The sequence below is a fragment of the Deltaproteobacteria bacterium genome (assembly GCA_003696105.1).
In the GTDB taxonomy this organism is placed as follows: Bacteria; Myxococcota_A; Polyangia; order Haliangiales; family J016; genus J016.
The window spans coordinates 1-14,963 of record RFGE01000355.1 but is presented as its reverse complement, the minus strand read 5'-3'; the positions used below and the strand labels follow the sequence as shown (position 1 = coordinate 14,963).

General features: G+C 74.0%; 14 protein-coding genes. All 14 read right to left on the bottom strand.

Annotated elements, in window-relative coordinates:
- Nucleotides 1-45 precede the first annotated feature (45 nt).
- Nucleotides 46-810: a hypothetical protein gene (locus tag D6689_22080; protein ID RMH36672.1), complete on the bottom strand. Its 765-nt coding sequence runs from the start codon at nt 808-810 to the stop codon at nt 46-48.
- On the bottom strand, nt 807-2,252 hold the full coding sequence (locus D6689_22075; GenBank protein ID RMH36671.1) for a hypothetical protein: 1,446 nt from the start codon (nt 2,250-2,252) through the stop codon (nt 807-809). Before D6689_22075 ends, D6689_22080 begins: the two co-directional genes overlap by 4 nt.
- Nucleotides 2,249-3,340, bottom strand: coding sequence for a CpaF family protein (locus tag D6689_22070; GenBank protein ID RMH36670.1), 1,092 nt, complete (start codon nt 3,338-3,340; stop codon nt 2,249-2,251). Before D6689_22070 ends, D6689_22075 begins: the two co-directional genes overlap by 4 nt.
- On the bottom strand, nt 3,337-4,008 hold the full coding sequence (locus tag D6689_22065; GenBank protein ID RMH36669.1) for a hypothetical protein: 672 nt from the start codon (nt 4,006-4,008) through the stop codon (nt 3,337-3,339). Before D6689_22065 ends, D6689_22070 begins: the two co-directional genes overlap by 4 nt.
- A 29-nt stretch (nt 4,009-4,037) precedes the next feature.
- Nucleotides 4,038-4,895 (bottom strand): hypothetical protein, encoded by an 858-nt coding sequence (locus tag D6689_22060; GenBank protein RMH36668.1) that lies wholly within the window; start codon nt 4,893-4,895, stop codon nt 4,038-4,040.
- On the bottom strand, nt 4,895-5,794 hold the full coding sequence (locus D6689_22055) for a type II secretion system F family protein (protein RMH36667.1): 900 nt from the start codon (nt 5,792-5,794) through the stop codon (nt 4,895-4,897). The genes D6689_22060 and D6689_22055 overlap by 1 nt, the downstream gene beginning before the upstream one ends.
- Nucleotides 5,795-5,809: 15 nt before the next feature.
- Nucleotides 5,810-6,685: a hypothetical protein gene (locus D6689_22050; protein ID RMH36666.1), complete on the bottom strand. Its 876-nt coding sequence runs from the start codon at nt 6,683-6,685 to the stop codon at nt 5,810-5,812.
- A complete protein-coding gene (locus D6689_22045; protein ID RMH36665.1) occupies nt 6,682-8,310 on the bottom strand; it encodes an FHA domain-containing protein in 1,629 nt (542 codons plus the stop codon). Before D6689_22045 ends, D6689_22050 begins: the two co-directional genes overlap by 4 nt.
- A gap of 4 nt (nt 8,311-8,314) precedes the next feature.
- A complete protein-coding gene (locus tag D6689_22040; GenBank protein ID RMH36664.1) occupies nt 8,315-9,391 on the bottom strand; it encodes a hypothetical protein in 1,077 nt (358 codons plus the stop codon).
- Nucleotides 9,381-10,367 carry a Flp pilus assembly protein CpaB gene (gene cpaB, locus D6689_22035; GenBank protein RMH36673.1) on the bottom strand — a complete coding sequence of 329 codons (987 nt, stop codon included), beginning with the start codon at nt 10,365-10,367 and terminating at the stop codon, nt 9,381-9,383. The genes D6689_22040 and cpaB overlap by 11 nt, the downstream gene beginning before the upstream one ends.
- A 794-nt stretch (nt 10,368-11,161) precedes the next feature.
- Nucleotides 11,162-11,731 carry a hypothetical protein gene (locus D6689_22030; protein RMH36663.1) on the bottom strand — a complete coding sequence of 190 codons (570 nt, stop codon included), beginning with the start codon at nt 11,729-11,731 and terminating at the stop codon, nt 11,162-11,164.
- Between the two features lie 15 nt (nt 11,732-11,746).
- Nucleotides 11,747-13,621, bottom strand: coding sequence for a hypothetical protein (locus tag D6689_22025; protein RMH36662.1), 1,875 nt, complete (start codon nt 13,619-13,621; stop codon nt 11,747-11,749).
- Complete coding sequence (locus D6689_22020; GenBank protein ID RMH36661.1) at nt 13,618-14,496, bottom strand: hypothetical protein; 879 nt, start codon at nt 14,494-14,496, stop codon at nt 13,618-13,620. The genes D6689_22025 and D6689_22020 overlap by 4 nt, the downstream gene beginning before the upstream one ends.
- Nucleotides 14,497-14,498: 2 nt before the next feature.
- The coding region (locus D6689_22015; GenBank protein ID RMH36660.1) for a hypothetical protein at nt 14,499-14,963 on the bottom strand (465 nt) is incomplete at its 5' end.

The following is a 14,963-nucleotide window of genomic DNA, read 5'->3' as shown; positions in this document are numbered from 1 at the left end:
GCCCGTCCGTGCCGCGTCAACACCGGGTCCCGCTTACTGCACCGTTTACTGCACCTTCACCGGCCGCCGCGGCTTCGGCGGCTCCGGCCGCGGCTCGCTCGGTGCGACCGCGCGGCGCGCCCGGCGCCGCCGCGATCGCTCGCGCTTGAACGTCTGGTCGATCACGTACACGTCGTCGCGGTCGCCGACCGCCACGATGCGCTCGGGGCTGCGCGGCCGCAGGGCCGGCGCCGCCGACGTGTCGAGGGCGACGCGCACCGCCGCGCCCGGCGCGCGGTCGAGCGCGACGTGGGCGATGCCGCCGGGCCCGGTGCGGGCGCGCACCTGACCGTCGACCACGACCGGCAGATCTTCGACCCCGCCGCGGTCGCGTCCCGCGTGCTGGGCGCGAACCACCAGCGCCACGATCCGCTGCGCGCGGGGGCACACCACGTCGACCCGGATCGGGGCGCGGCCGCCGTTGAGCGCGCGCACCGGGCGGAACACGACCGCATCGGGGACGTCGGCGGCGGCGTAGCCGTCGGGGCAGCGTACCGCGAGCGCCGCGCGGGCGCCGTCGGGCGCGTGCAGCTCCATGGCAAACCGGCCGCCGGCGTCCGTCGCGCCGCGCTCGGTGCCAGCGAGGACGACGCGGACACCCGAAAGCGGCGCACCGCGGTCGTCGCGCGCGGTCAGCTCGAACGTGTAGGGGCTGTCGTCGGCGTGCGCGGCGGGCGCGGGCGCGCGGTCGCAGCCGGCGATGCCGGCCGCGATTCCGATCGCGCACGCCCAGCGCCGGCGCGCGGCGCGCCCGCGGCGGGCGGGCATCATCGGCGTTGTTCGCATGGCGCGTCCTCCTTGCCGCCGCACGGCGGCGCGACCTTGTGCTCGAGCACGGTGACGACCGCGGCGTAGGCGGGCTCGTCCGGGTGATCGGCGGCGAGCCGCCGGTAGCGCGGCAGCGCCTCGCGGTAGCGCCCGGCGATGACCAGGTCGGCGGCGATCTCTTCGGGACTGCGCGGCCGGCACCGCGTGCGGCGCTTGCAGTGGGCGGTCGCGAGCGGGTCGTCTGCCGGCGCGCCCCGGCCGCCGGCTTCCGCCGGCGCGGTCGCGGGCGGGCCGGATGGCGCGGTCGCCGCGGCTCCGGCGGCGTCGCGGGCCGGCGCGGTCGCGGGCGGGCCGGATGGCGCGGTCGCGGTCGTCGCGCCCGGCGCGGTCGCGGGCGGGCCGGCGGGTTCGCCGGTGGCGATCGCGGCCGCCTGCGGGTCGTCCGGCGGCGGCTCGGCCGTGGCCGCCGGCGTACGGGACATCCACAGCAGCGCGATCGCCGCGGCGGCGGCGACGGCGGCGAGCGCGACGGTGCGCGGCGGGACGCGCACGCGCCCTTTCGGCGGCGTCGCGCCCGCGATGTCGTCGGTGTCGTCGGAGGCGCAGCCATCCGGCACGGCGAACCGGGTCGACGGCGTCACCGGCGGCGCCGCCGGCGCGCGCAAGATGTTCGTCTCCGGCAGCGCCGCGGCGCGGCCCTTGCCGGCGGGAGCCGGCCGCGCGATCCGCGTCGCGATCTCGCCGCTGGCCGCCGGCCGCGCGATCCGCGTCGCGATTTCGCCGCTGGCCGCCGGCCGCGGCGCCGCCGCCGACCGCGTCGGAATCTCGCCGGCGACGGCGGGGGCGGGCGCGGAGCCGGCGTGCGCGATCGGCGCGACCGGCGCGGGCGCGGTGCCGGCGGCTGCAATCGGCGCGGCGGGCGCGGAGCCGGCGTGCGCGATCGGCGCGACCGGCGCGCGCGCGGCGTGCGCGGAGCCGGCGGCGGCGCGCGCCGGCGCGGCGGTCGCGGGCGAGGGCGTGAGCGGCAACGTCATCGACGGCGGGGACTCGGCATCGCCCGGCTGGCCGGCCACCGCGAGCATCGTCGCCGCCGCCGGGTCGGCGCTGCGCGTGCCGAGCGCGGTCGCCGCGTCGTAGCCTTCGCCGCGCACCTCGAACGCCGCGTCGCCGAGGCGAACGGTTCCGCGCGCCACCACCAGCGATCCGCGCAGCGGGATGCCGTCGATCCACGCATCGCCGGCGCCCGCGTCGATCAGCGACAGCCGCGCGCCGTTCCACAGCGCCATCAGGTGGTTGTCGCGCACGCCGCGCGCCTGAATCCGCCAGTTGCAGTGGGCGCCGGCGCCGATGCGCAGGACGACGCGTCCCGAGTCGGCGTCGAACCGCCACACCGGCGTGTTCGACTCGCCCGCGATCAGGCGCAGCTCGACCCGCGGCCCGCTCACGATCCACCTCCCGCGAACCCGAGCGCTTCCATCATCGGCTGGCATCGCGGCGCCGCTCCCGTGGCGACGAGCTCCGATCGCACGCGGCCGTCCGCGTCGCGGCCGAGGATGCGCCGGGTGTACAGGTCGACGAGCTGGTACCCCGCGTCGGGCGCGTAGCCAGCGACCTCGGTGATGTGGGTGACGCAGCGCGATCCGTCCTGCAACCGCGAGGTCTGCACGATGATGTCGATCGCCGACGCGATCTGTGCGCGCAGCGCGGTCAGCGGCAGGTCGACGTCGCCCATCAGCGCCATCGTCTCGAGCCGGTTGAGCGTGTCGCTCGGGTAGGTCGCGTGCAGCGTCGACATGCAGCCTCCGTGGCCCGACGTCATCGCCTGCACCAGGTCCACCGCTTCGCCGCCGCGGATCTCGCCGACCACGATCCGATCGGGCCGCATCCGCAGCGTCGCCCGGAACAGATCGCGGATCGTGATCCGGCCGCGCCCGCGCTCGTCGGCGGGCTGCGCCTCGAGCTGGACGACGTGCGACTTGGCGAGCTGCAGCTCGCGCGCGTCCTCGATGACGACGATGCGCTCGCCGTCGGGGATGAACGACGACAGCGCGTTGAGCAGCGACGTCTTGCCCGAGCCGGTGCCGCCGGCGACCACGATGTTCTGCTTGCAGGCGACGAGCGCGTTGAGCAGCCCGGCGGCTTCCTGCGTGAGCGAGCCGAACGCGATCAGTTTGTCGATCGTGAGCTTCTCCTTGAAGAACCGGCGGATCGCCACGTGGGCGCCGCCGGCGGCCGCTGGCGGCAAGATCGCCTCGACCCGCGAGCCGTCGGGCATCCGGCCCTCGAGAATCGGATGCTCGCGATCGAACCGGCGGCCGACGTACTGCGCGAGGTTGCGCAGCGCGGCCTCGATCGCGGCGTCGCTGTCGAACGCCGCGGGCACGGGCATGAGCTGGCCGGATCGCTCGACGATGATCGAGCGGGGGCCGTTGATCAGGATCTCGCTCACCCCCGGGTCCTCGAGGTACGGCCGGATCGGCGCGAAGAACTCGAGCAGCGTGTGTTCGAACACCTCGATCGGGATGGCGGTCACGGCGTCACCTCCTGTTGCGCCGGTTCGGGTTGCGGGCGCGCCGGCGTCGCGAGCTCGACCGGCCGCGGGCGCGCCGGCGTCGCGAGCTCGACCGGCCGCGGGCGCGCCGGCGCCGCGAGCTCGACCGGCCGCGGGCGCGCCCCGACGAGTGCGCGCGCCTCGCGCGCGTGGCGCCCGCTCGGCGCCAGCGCCAGGTAGCGCGCCATGTGCCGGCGAGCCGCCTCGTCGTCGTCTTGTTCGACCGCGATCTGTCCGAGCGCGAACTCGGCGTCCGCGAGCCGCGGCGCCAGTTCGAGCGCCCGGCGCAGCTCGGCGCGCGCGCCGTCGCGGTCGCCCGCCGCCCACCGCAGCGCGCCGAGCACGTAGCGCATGCCGGCGTCGCCCGGGTGTCGCGCGAGGTAGCTGTCGGCGTGGGCGATCGCCGCGCGCAGCCGCGAACCGGCGACGCACACCTCGACGAGCTGCGGGACGATGTCGCGGTCGTCCCCGCCTTTGGCCAGCGCGGCCGCCAGGTACTGCTCGGCGCGGACCAGATCGCCGGCGCGCGCGTACGCGCGCCCGCGCGCGGCCAACTCCGCCGCCGACACCGAGGCGATCGGGTCGGCCGGCGGCGGCCCGCTCGGTCGCCGCGCGGTCGTCGCGGCGCAGCCGGCCGCGAGCGCCGACATCCACAGTGCGAGGATCCATCGTCGGGTCGTCATGGCGTTTCTCCTCCTTGGCCGCCGAATCGGCGCCGCAGATCGCGCAGCGCCAGCGCGTACTCGCCGCCGGCGTCGCCGAGCAGCGCGAGCAGCGCATCGGCCGCTTCGCGCACGCCGTCCCGGTCGCCGCGGCCGATCGCGCGGTCCAGCCGGATCTGCGCGAGGCGGTAGTCCTCGGCGATGCGCCGGCGCAGCCGCTCGGCGCGCGCAGCGGCGCGCGCGGCGGTCGCCTCGTCGCCGGCGGCGCGATAGCACGCCGCGGCGCGCTCGAGGTCCGCGACGGCGCGGACCCCGCCGGCCGGCGCGAACGGGTAGCGCTCCTCGGCGGCGAGCGCCCGCGCGGCGAACAACTCGGCACGACTGGCCGGCGCGCCGTCGGCGGGACACTCGCTCGCGGCCGCGCCGAAAAGCTCCGGCGCCGGGACGCCGACGCCCGCCGCGCCGCCGTCCGCGGTGCGGAAGGTGGTCACGGCCCAGCCGACCGCCGCGATCAGGGCGACGATCAACACCGGGCTCGGCCGGTTCCCCGATTCGGCCGGCCGCGGGGCGGCGTTCGGCTGGTCGCGCACGAGCGCGATTCGGGTGGCGCCGACGGTGATCACGGCGCCCCAGCCGACGTAGCCTTGCGCGAACGGCCGGCCGTCGACGGCGATCGGCGCGGCGTCGCGCGCCGCCGCGACCCAGCAGCGGTCCTGTTCGGCGCTCACGAGAATGTGCTCCGGCGCCAGCGCCGGCTCGTGGTGCAGCGCGATCGCGCAATGTGGGCTCGAGCCGATCGTCACGCGCTCGCCCATGGCGAGGGCGTGGCGGGCCGTCGCGCCGTCGGGTCCGGTAATCAACATCTGCGCGGTCATCACAGTCCTCCGGTCATCACCTGGATGACGAACGGTCCCATCAACAGAAGGAACACGCAGCCAAACAGCATCATCAGGGGCAGCATCATCTTCGTGCCGGCCTTGGCGGCGGCCTCCTCGGCGTTGACGCTGCGGCGCATGCGCAACATGCCGGCCTGGATCGCGAGGACCTCGGCCAGCGGCGTGCCCTTTTCCTCGCCGAGCACGACCGCGCCGACGAAGTCCTTGACCGCCGGCACCGGCACGCGCTCCGCGAAGTCCTCGAGCGCGCGGCGCCGGGTGTGGCCCAGCGACAGCGCGTGCAGGATGCGCTCGATCTCGTCGCGGATGGCCGAGTCGCGCCGCGGCAAGTGGGCCACGACCTGGCGGAGCGCGCCGGGCAGGTCCAGGCCGGCGCTCATGCACATGGTCGCCAGATCCAGCGCCGCCGGCAGGTTGCGCTGGACGTTCTTGAACCGTTCGGCGATCGCGTGGCCGAGCTGCAGGTTCGGCAGCCACCCCCCGACGACCACGGCGACCGCGACGGTCGCGCCGCCGCCGACGCCGAGGGCGACGAAGATCGCACCGACGCCGGCCCCGGCGAGGCTCGACAGGATCGACAGCGCGATGAACTCGTCGGCGGTGATCCCCAGCCAGTCGCCGCCCTGCACGAGCCGCTGGTCGATGTGCGCGCGAGTGGCGCCGAGCGGCCAGCGCGCGATGTGCGCGGCCATCTGCCGCAACAGCGGCTCGAGCGCGGCGAACCCGGCGGTCGCTGCGCGCGTGCGCGCGCGCGCGGCGCCGCGCGGCCCGCGGGTGGGGACCGGCGCGGGCTCGGCCGCGGCGAACAGGTAGGCGAGGCCGCCGAGGCCCGCCGCGGCGAGCGCCGCGCCAATCCAGATCGTCATCGTCCCGAACACGTCGTCCTCCGCTCCTCAGATGTCCACCGCGAGGATCTTGCGGGCCGCCGCGATCGAACCGAGCCACAGGAACGCCGACGCCGCGAGGATCCCCCAGCCGATCGGGTGCCCGGTGAGCGTCGGCAACCACTGGTCGTCCATTGCGTGCAGCGCGGCGGCCAGGCCGAACGGCATCATCGCGAGCACCCACGCCTGCGACTTGCCCTCGGCGGTCTTGGTGCGGACGACGCCCTCGAGCCGCTCCATCTCGCGCAGCGTCGCCGCGGTCTGCTCGAGCGTGGCCGACAGGTCGCCGCCGGTCTGGCGCGCGATCAGCAGCGTGGCCAGCGCGCTGGACACCACCGAGCTGCCGATCCGGTCGCCCATCGCCAGCAGCGCCTCGTCGAGCGGCGCGCCGAGCGCGACCGACTTGAGCGCGAGGTCGACCTCGGCCCCGAGCGGCGCGCCGACCAGGCGCGTGCTGGTCGCCAGCGCCTCGCCGATCGACGGTGTCGATCGCAGCGCGTTCGCGACCACGAGCAGCCAGCCGGGAAGCTGCTGCTCGATCGCGCGCCGGCGCTGCTCGCACTGGCGCGCGAGGACGAACAGCGGCGCGGCGACCGCCACCGGCACGAGCGCCGCGAGCGCGAACGACCCGCGCGCCGCCGCCGCCATCGCCAGCGCGACGACGCCGGCGGCGTGAATCAGCGCGAATCGCTCGGGGCGGACACGCACCATCAGAAAGTCGAGGTCATCGCGCAGCAGGTCGAAGTAGCGATTGCGCAGGCGCGCGATCGCACCGTCGTCCGCCGCGAGGGCGACCCACACCGCGGCGCCCACGCCAACCGCGACCAGCGCGGCGCCGAGCCACGCTTGCGCGCCGATGCCGGCAAATGTCCACGAGTCCGTCACAGGTACGCTCCGTCGCGCACGAGCCCGAGCCGGATGAACCGCGGCAGCAGCCCGGGCAGGTAGCCAGTGGCGCGGTGTTCGCCGAGCACGGCGCCGCCGTCGCCGGTGCCCGTCCGCACGAACTCGAACAGGTTGCGGTACTCCACCGCGCCGTCGTCGTCGATGCCGACGATTTCCGAGATCGCGGTGACCTTGCGCGAGCCGTCCCCGAGCCGCGTCTGCTGCACGATGACGTCGACGGCGCTGGCGATCTGCTCGCGAATGGCGCGGGCCGGCAGGTCGATGCCGGACATCAGCGCCAGGGTCTCGAGGCGCGCGATCGCGTCGCGCGGGCTGTTGGCGTGGGTCGTGGTCATCGACCCGTCGTGGCCGGTGTTCATCGCCTGCAGCATGTCGATCGCCTCGCCGCCGCGGCACTCGCCGACGATGATCCGGTCCGGCCGCATGCGCAGCGCGTTGCGCACGAGGTCGCGGATGGTCACGGCGCCCCGGCCCTCCATGTTCGGCGGGCGCGCCTCGAGGCCGACGACGTGCGGCTGCACGAGCTTGAGCTCGGCGGCGTCCTCGATGGTCACGATGCGCTCGTCTGCCGGGATCTCGGCGGACAGCGCGTTGAGCAGGGTGGTCTTGCCGCTGCCCGTTCCGCCCGAGATGACGATGTTGGCGCGCGCGCGCACGCACCGGCTGAGGAATCGCGCCATCTGCGGCGACATCGCGCCGAACCCGACCAGGTCGTCCATGCCCAAGGTGCGCTTGGAGAACTTGCGGATCGTGATGCAGGCCCCGCGCAGCGCCAGCGGCGGGATCACCGCGTTGACCCGCGAGCCATCCGGCAGCCGCGCGTCCACGTAGGGGGAGGCCTCGTCGATGCGGCGCCCCAGCGGCGTGACGATGCGCTCGATGACGGCGCGGGCCGCGTCGTTGTCGGTGAACCGCAGGTTGGTGCGCTCGATCTTGCCGCCGCGCTCGCAGTAGATCGTCTCGGGATCGACGACCATGATCTCGGACACGGCGTCGTCGGCGAGCAGCGACTCGAGCGGCCCCAGGCCGAGCGCCTCGTCGGCCATCTCCTCGATCAGCGCCGTTCGGTCGACGCCCGCCGGCAGTTCGCTCGCGAGCCCGTCGATGATGAACCCGAGCGCCTCGACGACCCGCGGCCGCATCGCCGCGTCGCCGATCGCGTCGCGATCGATCTCGGCGAGGTCGAGGCTGTCGAGCAGCTTGCGGCGGATCGCGCGGCGCAGATCGGCGGACACCTCGACCGCGCGCGGCGGCGCGACCGGCTGCGGCGCCGCGGCCGGCGGCGGCGTCCCGTGCGCCGGCGTGTGACCCGGCGCGGCGGCGCGCGCGCTCAGCTCGAACGGGCCGATGCGAATCGGCGTGCCGAACGGCGCGATCAACGAGGCGTGCCGCACGTGCGTCGGCCCGACGAACGTGCCGTTGCTCGACTGATCGAAGACGACGCAGCCGCCGTCGCGCAGCTCGAACACCGCGTGGCGCCGCGACACGTCGAGATCGTCGAGCACGATGTCGCTCGCGGGATCGCGGCCGACGACGACCGGACACCCCGCGGCGACCGGATGGACCCGCTCGGCGCCCGTGCGATCTTTGACCACGATCTCCACGACCTCACCTCTGACCGTCGATGAGCTCCGGTGCCGCGGCGCCGCCGTCGAACGCGCGGTAGGTCGCGAGCGCCTCGCCGATCCGGCGGCGCGCGTCCATCTTGACGACGTCGACCACCGAGGGGACGATGAACAGCACGTTCTGCACCTGTTCGGTGCGCTTGCCGTGGCGGCCGAACAGGGCGCCGATGACCGGGATCTGCGACAGCACCGGAAGGCCCTCGCGCGTCGCCGCCTCGGACTGCGAGCGCAGCCCGGCCAGCACGACCGCCTGGTTCATCTCGACGTTGACCACCGTGGTCACCTTCGACACGCTGCGGCCCGGCACCGACCCGGTGCCCGACAGGCTCGAGAAGTCGGCCGAAATCGTCAGTTCGAGGCGACCGGTCTTTTCGTCGTAGCGCGGCAGCACCTTGACCACGGTGCCGAAGGGGATCGTGCGCAGCTCGGCCGCGAGCGAGCCCTGCACTGCGATGTTGACCTCGCCGCCGCTGTTGAACTCGGCCTGCTTGCCGTTGGCGGTGATCACCGACGCCTGCCGGGCCACCTTGGCCCACCCCGACGCCTGCAGCAGGTCCAACCGCGGCAGCGGATGGCCCGCGATCGTCGCGGTCGCGGTCGTGAAGCTGCCCGACGTGAGGTCGATGCTCGCGTTGAGCGTGCCGCCGGCGCCGATCGAACTCGGCCATGCGACGCCGACGTTGTAGTTGTCGCTGTCGCTGAGTTCGACGAAGTAGAAGTCGAGCCGGATGTTCTCGGCGTCGGGCACCTCGGAGCCCAGCGGCTTGACCGTGAAGGTGTACTGGACGCGGTGGCCGTCCTCGTAGATCAGCAGCAGCGTGGTGATGCCCTGTGCGAGGCCGACGACGATGAACTCGCTGCCGTCTTCGGGCAGCCGCACGTCGACCACTCCCGACGCGCCTTCCGAGTACTTGGCGACCCCCTTGGCCGGAATCGTGATCTGCTGGCCGACGGTGAGCTCCACCTGGCGCGTCTCGGGGGTCTGCGCGGCGGCCGGCGCGGCCGGTGCGGCGAGCGCGACGGCCGTGGCCACGGCGGCGAGCGACGGTCTAATGGACATGTTCGATCTCCTTTCCGCTCGGTGGCTCGGCGGCCGGCGCGGCCAGCGTGCGGCGCGCGCCGAGGCGGGCGCGGCGCTGCGGCTCGAGGATGTCGGCCGAGGTCGTCTCCGGCAGGTCCTCGACGACCGTGATGTCCTCGGGGTGGCGCAGTGCGACGACGAGTTCGCCCTCGTGCGGTGCGAGCGCCAGCGCCTGCGCCTGCTCGAGCGTGACGCTCACGGTCACGTCCGACTTCGCGCCGATCAGCGGCACCTCGCCGGACGCGCCGGTGTCGCCGCCGACCGCGAGCACCAGCACGTTTTGCAGCAGCGGCACCGTCACCGGATGGCTCGCGCGGTCGGTCGTGAGCAAGATGTCCACCCGGTCGCCCGGGCGCAGCAGCCCGCCGAGGCGCGACGTCACCGACGCCTGGATCGACACGGCGCGCATCCCGGGCGTCACCAGGCTCGACAGGTCGCGCCGGTCGCCGCCGCCGGTGGCCAGGTCGCTCCACAGCAGCGCCTCGCCGGCGCGCACGCCCAGCGACACGCGCACGCCGAGCGCGCGGCGCGCGTCGGCGGCGAGGATGTGCCGGCGTTCGATGTAGCTCGACGGGATGGTGCGCACGCCCAGCATCGACTCGTCGAGCCGTTCGCCGATCGCGATGTCGCGCGCGGCGACGAGGACTTCGACGGGGTCGCCGCCGGACAGCTTGCGCGCGAGCGACCGCTCGTGGGCGACGATCAGCGCGAACCCTGCGGCGCCGACGATCAGCGCCGCGATCCATGCGATACGTTTCACGGGAACCTCCTCGATGGGGCCGCGTCCTCGCGGCGGGCAAACGGGGTTTCGGGCAGTGCGGACGGCTCGGCGATCGCGGCGTACGACGCGCCGTCGGGGTCGAGGCCGTACGCGATCACGACCATCCGGTGGCCGCGCTCGACGACGAAGGCGCGGTCGTGCAAGCCGGTGACCTCGTCGGCCAGCACGGTCCAGCCATGGTCGGCGAACGCGCGCTCGTAGTGGGCGCGCAGGCCGGCGATCGAGTCGTCGCCGCCGGCGTAGATGGTCACCGAGTCGGGGTGGCCGGCCTCGCCGGCGCTGAGCACGCGCCGGCCGGTGGGCGGCCGCGGCAGGTCGGGGACGTCGGCGCCCGGCACGTCGCCGTCCGGCGGGAACATCGCGGCCAGGTCGACCCCGCGCTCGCTCTGCACCGTGACGACGACGGTGCCGCCGTCGGTGCGCGCCGCGTACGCGTAGTGGAACGTGCCCAGATCGGCCGTGTGCTGGCTGGCCGCGAACCGCTCGACCTGCGCGCGGTGCGCCGCGTCGCTGCGGTCGGCGCCGCGCGTGCGGAAGCAGCCGACGGCGCCGTCGACGTCGCGCTGTTCGCGCAGCGCGTAGGCCTGCCACGGCTCGGGCAGCGCCGGGCCGGACACCGGCTCGAGGTCGTCGAGCACGGCGGAAAACGGCCCCGCGCCGCCGCGGCACCACAACTCGTACCGGTCGAGCACGTCGTCCAGATCGAGATCCACGGTCGCGACCGAGAACGCGAGCGGCTGGCCGTTGATGACCACCGCGCGCCGTCCCGGCTCGACCCACTCGGCGTAGCCGGCCAGCGCGCGGCCGGCATCGATCATGCTCTGGCCGGCCTGCGCCTTGGCGGCGCGCAGCATCGCCAACGTCGCCGCCGCGAGCAACACCGCGAGCACGGCGGCGACCCGAGCCAACCGGCCGGCGGTGCGGCGCGCGCGGCGAAGGATGTCGGTAGCGGTCATCGCGGGCATCCTCTAGCAGCCCGGCAGGTCGCCGAGCGCGCAGTACATGGACATGACGACGTCCACCGGTTCGCGTTTCTTCTCGTTGCACAGCGACGCGAAGCCCGCGCGCATACGCGTACGGCCGCCGCCGAGCACCGACGGCCGGCGCACGCGCCGGTCGACGCGCGCCGACGTGCCGTCGCCGATGCGCAGGATCATGTCGGCCATGTCGGCGAGCTTCTGTGCGCCGTCGCCGACCGCGCGCCGGAACGCCCCCGCTTCGTCGGGGCTGAGCCCGCTGATGCCGGCGTGGTTGGCCGTGCCGTAGCTCACGCTGCGGTTGCCGCGCTGGCGGTTGCCGCGGCCCGGTTTGCACCGCGGCGGCACCTTCTTCGCGTCGCAGCCGCTGTTGGCGTGTGCGAAGCCGCACTCGCGCGCGAGCACGCTGTCGTCGATCTTGGCCGACAGCGACCGGTGCATGTAGATGACGCTCGCGAACACGATGATGAAAAACGGCAGCATGATGGTTGCCTCGACGATGGCTGCACCCGAGGTATCGGCGGCCAGGCGGCGAAGTTGCGAACGAATTGCGGCGATCATCGGCGTCTCCTCCGGTCAGTGCAGAACCAGTCCGCCGAGCTTGGCGAACACCTTGCGGCCCGCGGCGCAGGCGCGGCCGCACAACCTCGCCACGCCGAGGCCCGGGCAGTTGTCGTCGCGCCCGCGGTAGCGGCACTCCCAGCCCGTCGGGTCGAGGTGGAACCGGCGCAGGCGCGCCTTCCAGTACATGTTCCACAGCCACTCGCCGCGCTTGGTCGGGTCGCCGTCGTAGTAGTACTCGGCTTGCGCCATCGCGATGCGGCCGACCTTCTGCAGGTAGCGGACGAGCGAGCTGGGGCGGCCGGCGTTGCGCCCGAAGTTGGCGACCCGCACGCCGCGTTCGTCGCGGGAAAACAGCCGCTGCGCCTCGCCGATGACGAACGCCTTGACCTGGAATCGCTGCTCGCCGAGTTCGGCGCAGTTGCACACCTGCTTCGGCGTGCGCCCCCGCGTGCTGCCCGACAGGCGTTGGGCCTTCAGATCCTGGCTCTCCTGGGTCACGCGCAGGCAGCCGATCACGTCGGTGACCTCGCGGAACGTGCGCACGATCGTCGTGGTGTTGCGGATCTGGAACTCCATCACCGACGGCGGGTCGATCTGCTCGACGCACACCGGCTCGTTCGGCGACGTGTTCCACGGCGACCACTCGTCGCCGGCGCACGGCGGCTCGTCGTCGCCCTCGTCGGTGAGCCGGGACGGGCGGTAGCGCGGCGGCGACTGGCGCCGGCGTTCGTCGACCAGGACGACCGATTGCTTGCGCGTGCGCGGGTCGGTCACGAGCTTCCACTCGCGCTCGAACGTCTCCTCGCGGATCCACCACTGCTCGACGTCGGCGGCGTCCGGGGTGCACTGCGTGCGGGCGCGGCGCAGCATGTCGCGGCAGGCGTCGCGGTCGGCGCCGGGGCTGCACTCGCCGCGCGCGTAGTCGTAGGCGCGGCGGAGGCGCTCGACCTGGCGTTTGGCGGCGTCGCACGCGGCGGCATCGCGTTTTTCGCGACACGTGCGCGCCTCGCGGGTGTCGAGTTCGGGCAAGAACGTGGTTCGTTCGTAGGTGATCGCGGGCGGCGCCTCGCCGCCGCAGAAGTACATGGCGAACTTGGTCGCGAGCCCGCCGGTGAACTTCTCGATCAAGCGGCCGGCGCGCCTCCCCGCCGCGCCGCCGATCTTCTCGATCGGGAACGCGATCGCGGCGCCCGCGTACGTGCCGGCGCGCCGACACAGCACCTCGAACTTGTCTTCGGCGATCGGCAGTCCGGAGTACACGGGAAACAGGAACGCCATCTGCGCCGGCGGCCGGTAGACCTTGGTGCCGAACTCGATCGCCTTGGCTTGCGCCGCGACCGGCACCGTCTTGCCCGCCGCGGTCGACAGCTTGTTGATGCCCCACAGCGCCTTCATGACGACGCGCTCGTAGGCGGTCGCGGCGGTGTCGGCGGCGCGGTTCATGGTTTCGAGCGGCGGCACGGCCACCAGCGCGCCCGGAAACAGCCACGAGATGCCGACGAGCACCGCGATGACCGCCGTGGTCGCCGCGACGATCATCTTGAGCATCACGAGGATCGCGAGCAGGCCGGCCATGGTGATGTTGAGCAGCGCGATGATGTTCATGCCGCGCGCGAGCACGATGGCCGAGCTGAACGCGGTCGCGTCGGCGGCATCCTGCAGCTTTTCGCGCACGAGGATCGCGTCGCCGATGCCGATGAGGAAATACAGCATGCCGACGAGGATCACGGCCATGAACACGCCGATCACCATGACCGCGCCGCGGTCGTCGCGGCGCAGCCGCGGGCGCGACCGGTCGGCGCGCGTGGTGTGCCGGGCGCCGCTGTCGTCGTCGCGCAGCAGCGCGCGCGCGGCGGTCGCGGTGCGGACAGCGATGCCGTGGCTCACGGTCTCCCTCCTCGCGGTGCGAGTTCGCTCTGGTAGGCGAACGGCGCGGTCTGCAGCGGCAGCGTCGATTCGGCGGCGATCAGCCGGAACCGCTCGTCGGAGAACAACAGGACAGCGAGCAGCGCCGGGACCATGGTGCCCTCGCGCAGCTCCTTGACCCGCGGCTTCGAGTCCTTGAGCCGCCGCTGCACGCGGGCGATCTCGAACGGGTCTTCGCGCCGGCGCAGGTCGCGGTCGACGCCGGTCACGAGCGACACCGGGCGATCGCACAGCAAAAACCGCGCGATCGGGATGCCGCAGTGGGCCGCATAGGTCACGCGAACGGTGATGTCGTCGCCCGGGTGGAACCGGGGCAGCGTCGGGCGATAGGTGGTGGCGCCGGGCTTGGTCGGGTACGTGACGGCGACCGCCGCCATGTTGTAGAGCGCCGCGCCGATCATGCCGGAGACGTCGCCGCCGGCCCACCGCTCCGCGTTCGGAAAGAACCGGGTGATGCTCGGCGAGTACGGCAGCATGGCCAGCAGCGCCGCCGCCCGGATCGGCGCGCCGCGCGGGCCGTCGGGGCAGGTGTCCAGCGGGATCGTCGCGGAGGATTTGCCGAGCGCGCCGGCGAGTTCGATCACCTTGGCCATCGGGCTCTCGCCGCAGTTGGACGGGTCGGAAAACGCGTTCTTGTCGGCGCCGTCGTAATAGACCGGGTCGTCGGGGATCACGACGATGGCCGAGCGGGTCGCCATCGCCGCGGCGTGTTGCACGCCCAGGTGGGCCACGTACAGCAGCGCGAGCTGCAGCGTGCACAGAAACAGCAGCAGCAGCGGCGGGAACACGAGCAGGAACTCGACGTACACGGCGCCGCGCTGTCGTCGGTCGCGCATGGTCACACCCCGATGCCGAGCAGCGGCAACCGCACCCAGACCGCCAGCGCGGTGCCGGCGAGGATCGGCACGCCCAGCCGGATGGTCGCCATCGCCTCGGGGGCGATCGGGCGCCGCAGGCGGCCCGGCAGCACCGGATTGACCGCGAGGCGCGCCGCGTTGGCGAACGTGCGCCACAGCTGGCCGTGCCACGCGAGCTTGACCAGCGATGCGATTGCGGCGACCGCGAAGCCGAACAGCTGCGCCTCGAGGCCGATGCCGATGCCGCCGAGCGCGCCGAGCGCCGCGAGCAGCTTGACGTCGCCGCCGCCGGCGGCGCCCTTGCGGAACATGGCGTAGGGCAGCAGGCCGCACGCGACTGCCGCGGCCAGCGACAGCGCGGCGGCCTGCCACCCGCCGAAAAGCCCGTGCACCAGGGGCCCGATCGCGAGCGGCGGCAGCGTCAGCGCGTTGGGGATGTGGCCGGT

Excerpts from the sequence above, each read along its gene's own strand:
- D6689_22040 (RMH36664.1), bottom strand. The coding sequence starts at position 9,391 with ATGTCCATTAGACCGTCGCTCGCCGCCGTGGCCACGGCCGTCGCGCTC.
- D6689_22020 (RMH36661.1), bottom strand. The coding sequence starts at position 14,496 with ATGCGCGACCGACGACAGCGCGGCGCCGTGTACGTCGAGTTCCTGCTC.
- D6689_22060 (RMH36668.1), bottom strand. The coding sequence starts at position 4,895 with ATGACCGCGCAGATGTTGATTACCGGACCCGACGGCGCGACGGCCCGC.
- D6689_22065 (RMH36669.1), bottom strand. The coding sequence starts at position 4,008 with ATGTCGGCGCTCGCGGCCGGCTGCGCCGCGACGACCGCGCGGCGACCG.
- D6689_22030 (RMH36663.1), bottom strand. The coding sequence starts at position 11,731 with ATGATCGCCGCAATTCGTTCGCAACTTCGCCGCCTGGCCGCCGATACC.
- D6689_22080 (RMH36672.1), bottom strand. The coding sequence starts at position 810 with ATGATGCCCGCCCGCCGCGGGCGCGCCGCGCGCCGGCGCTGGGCGTGC.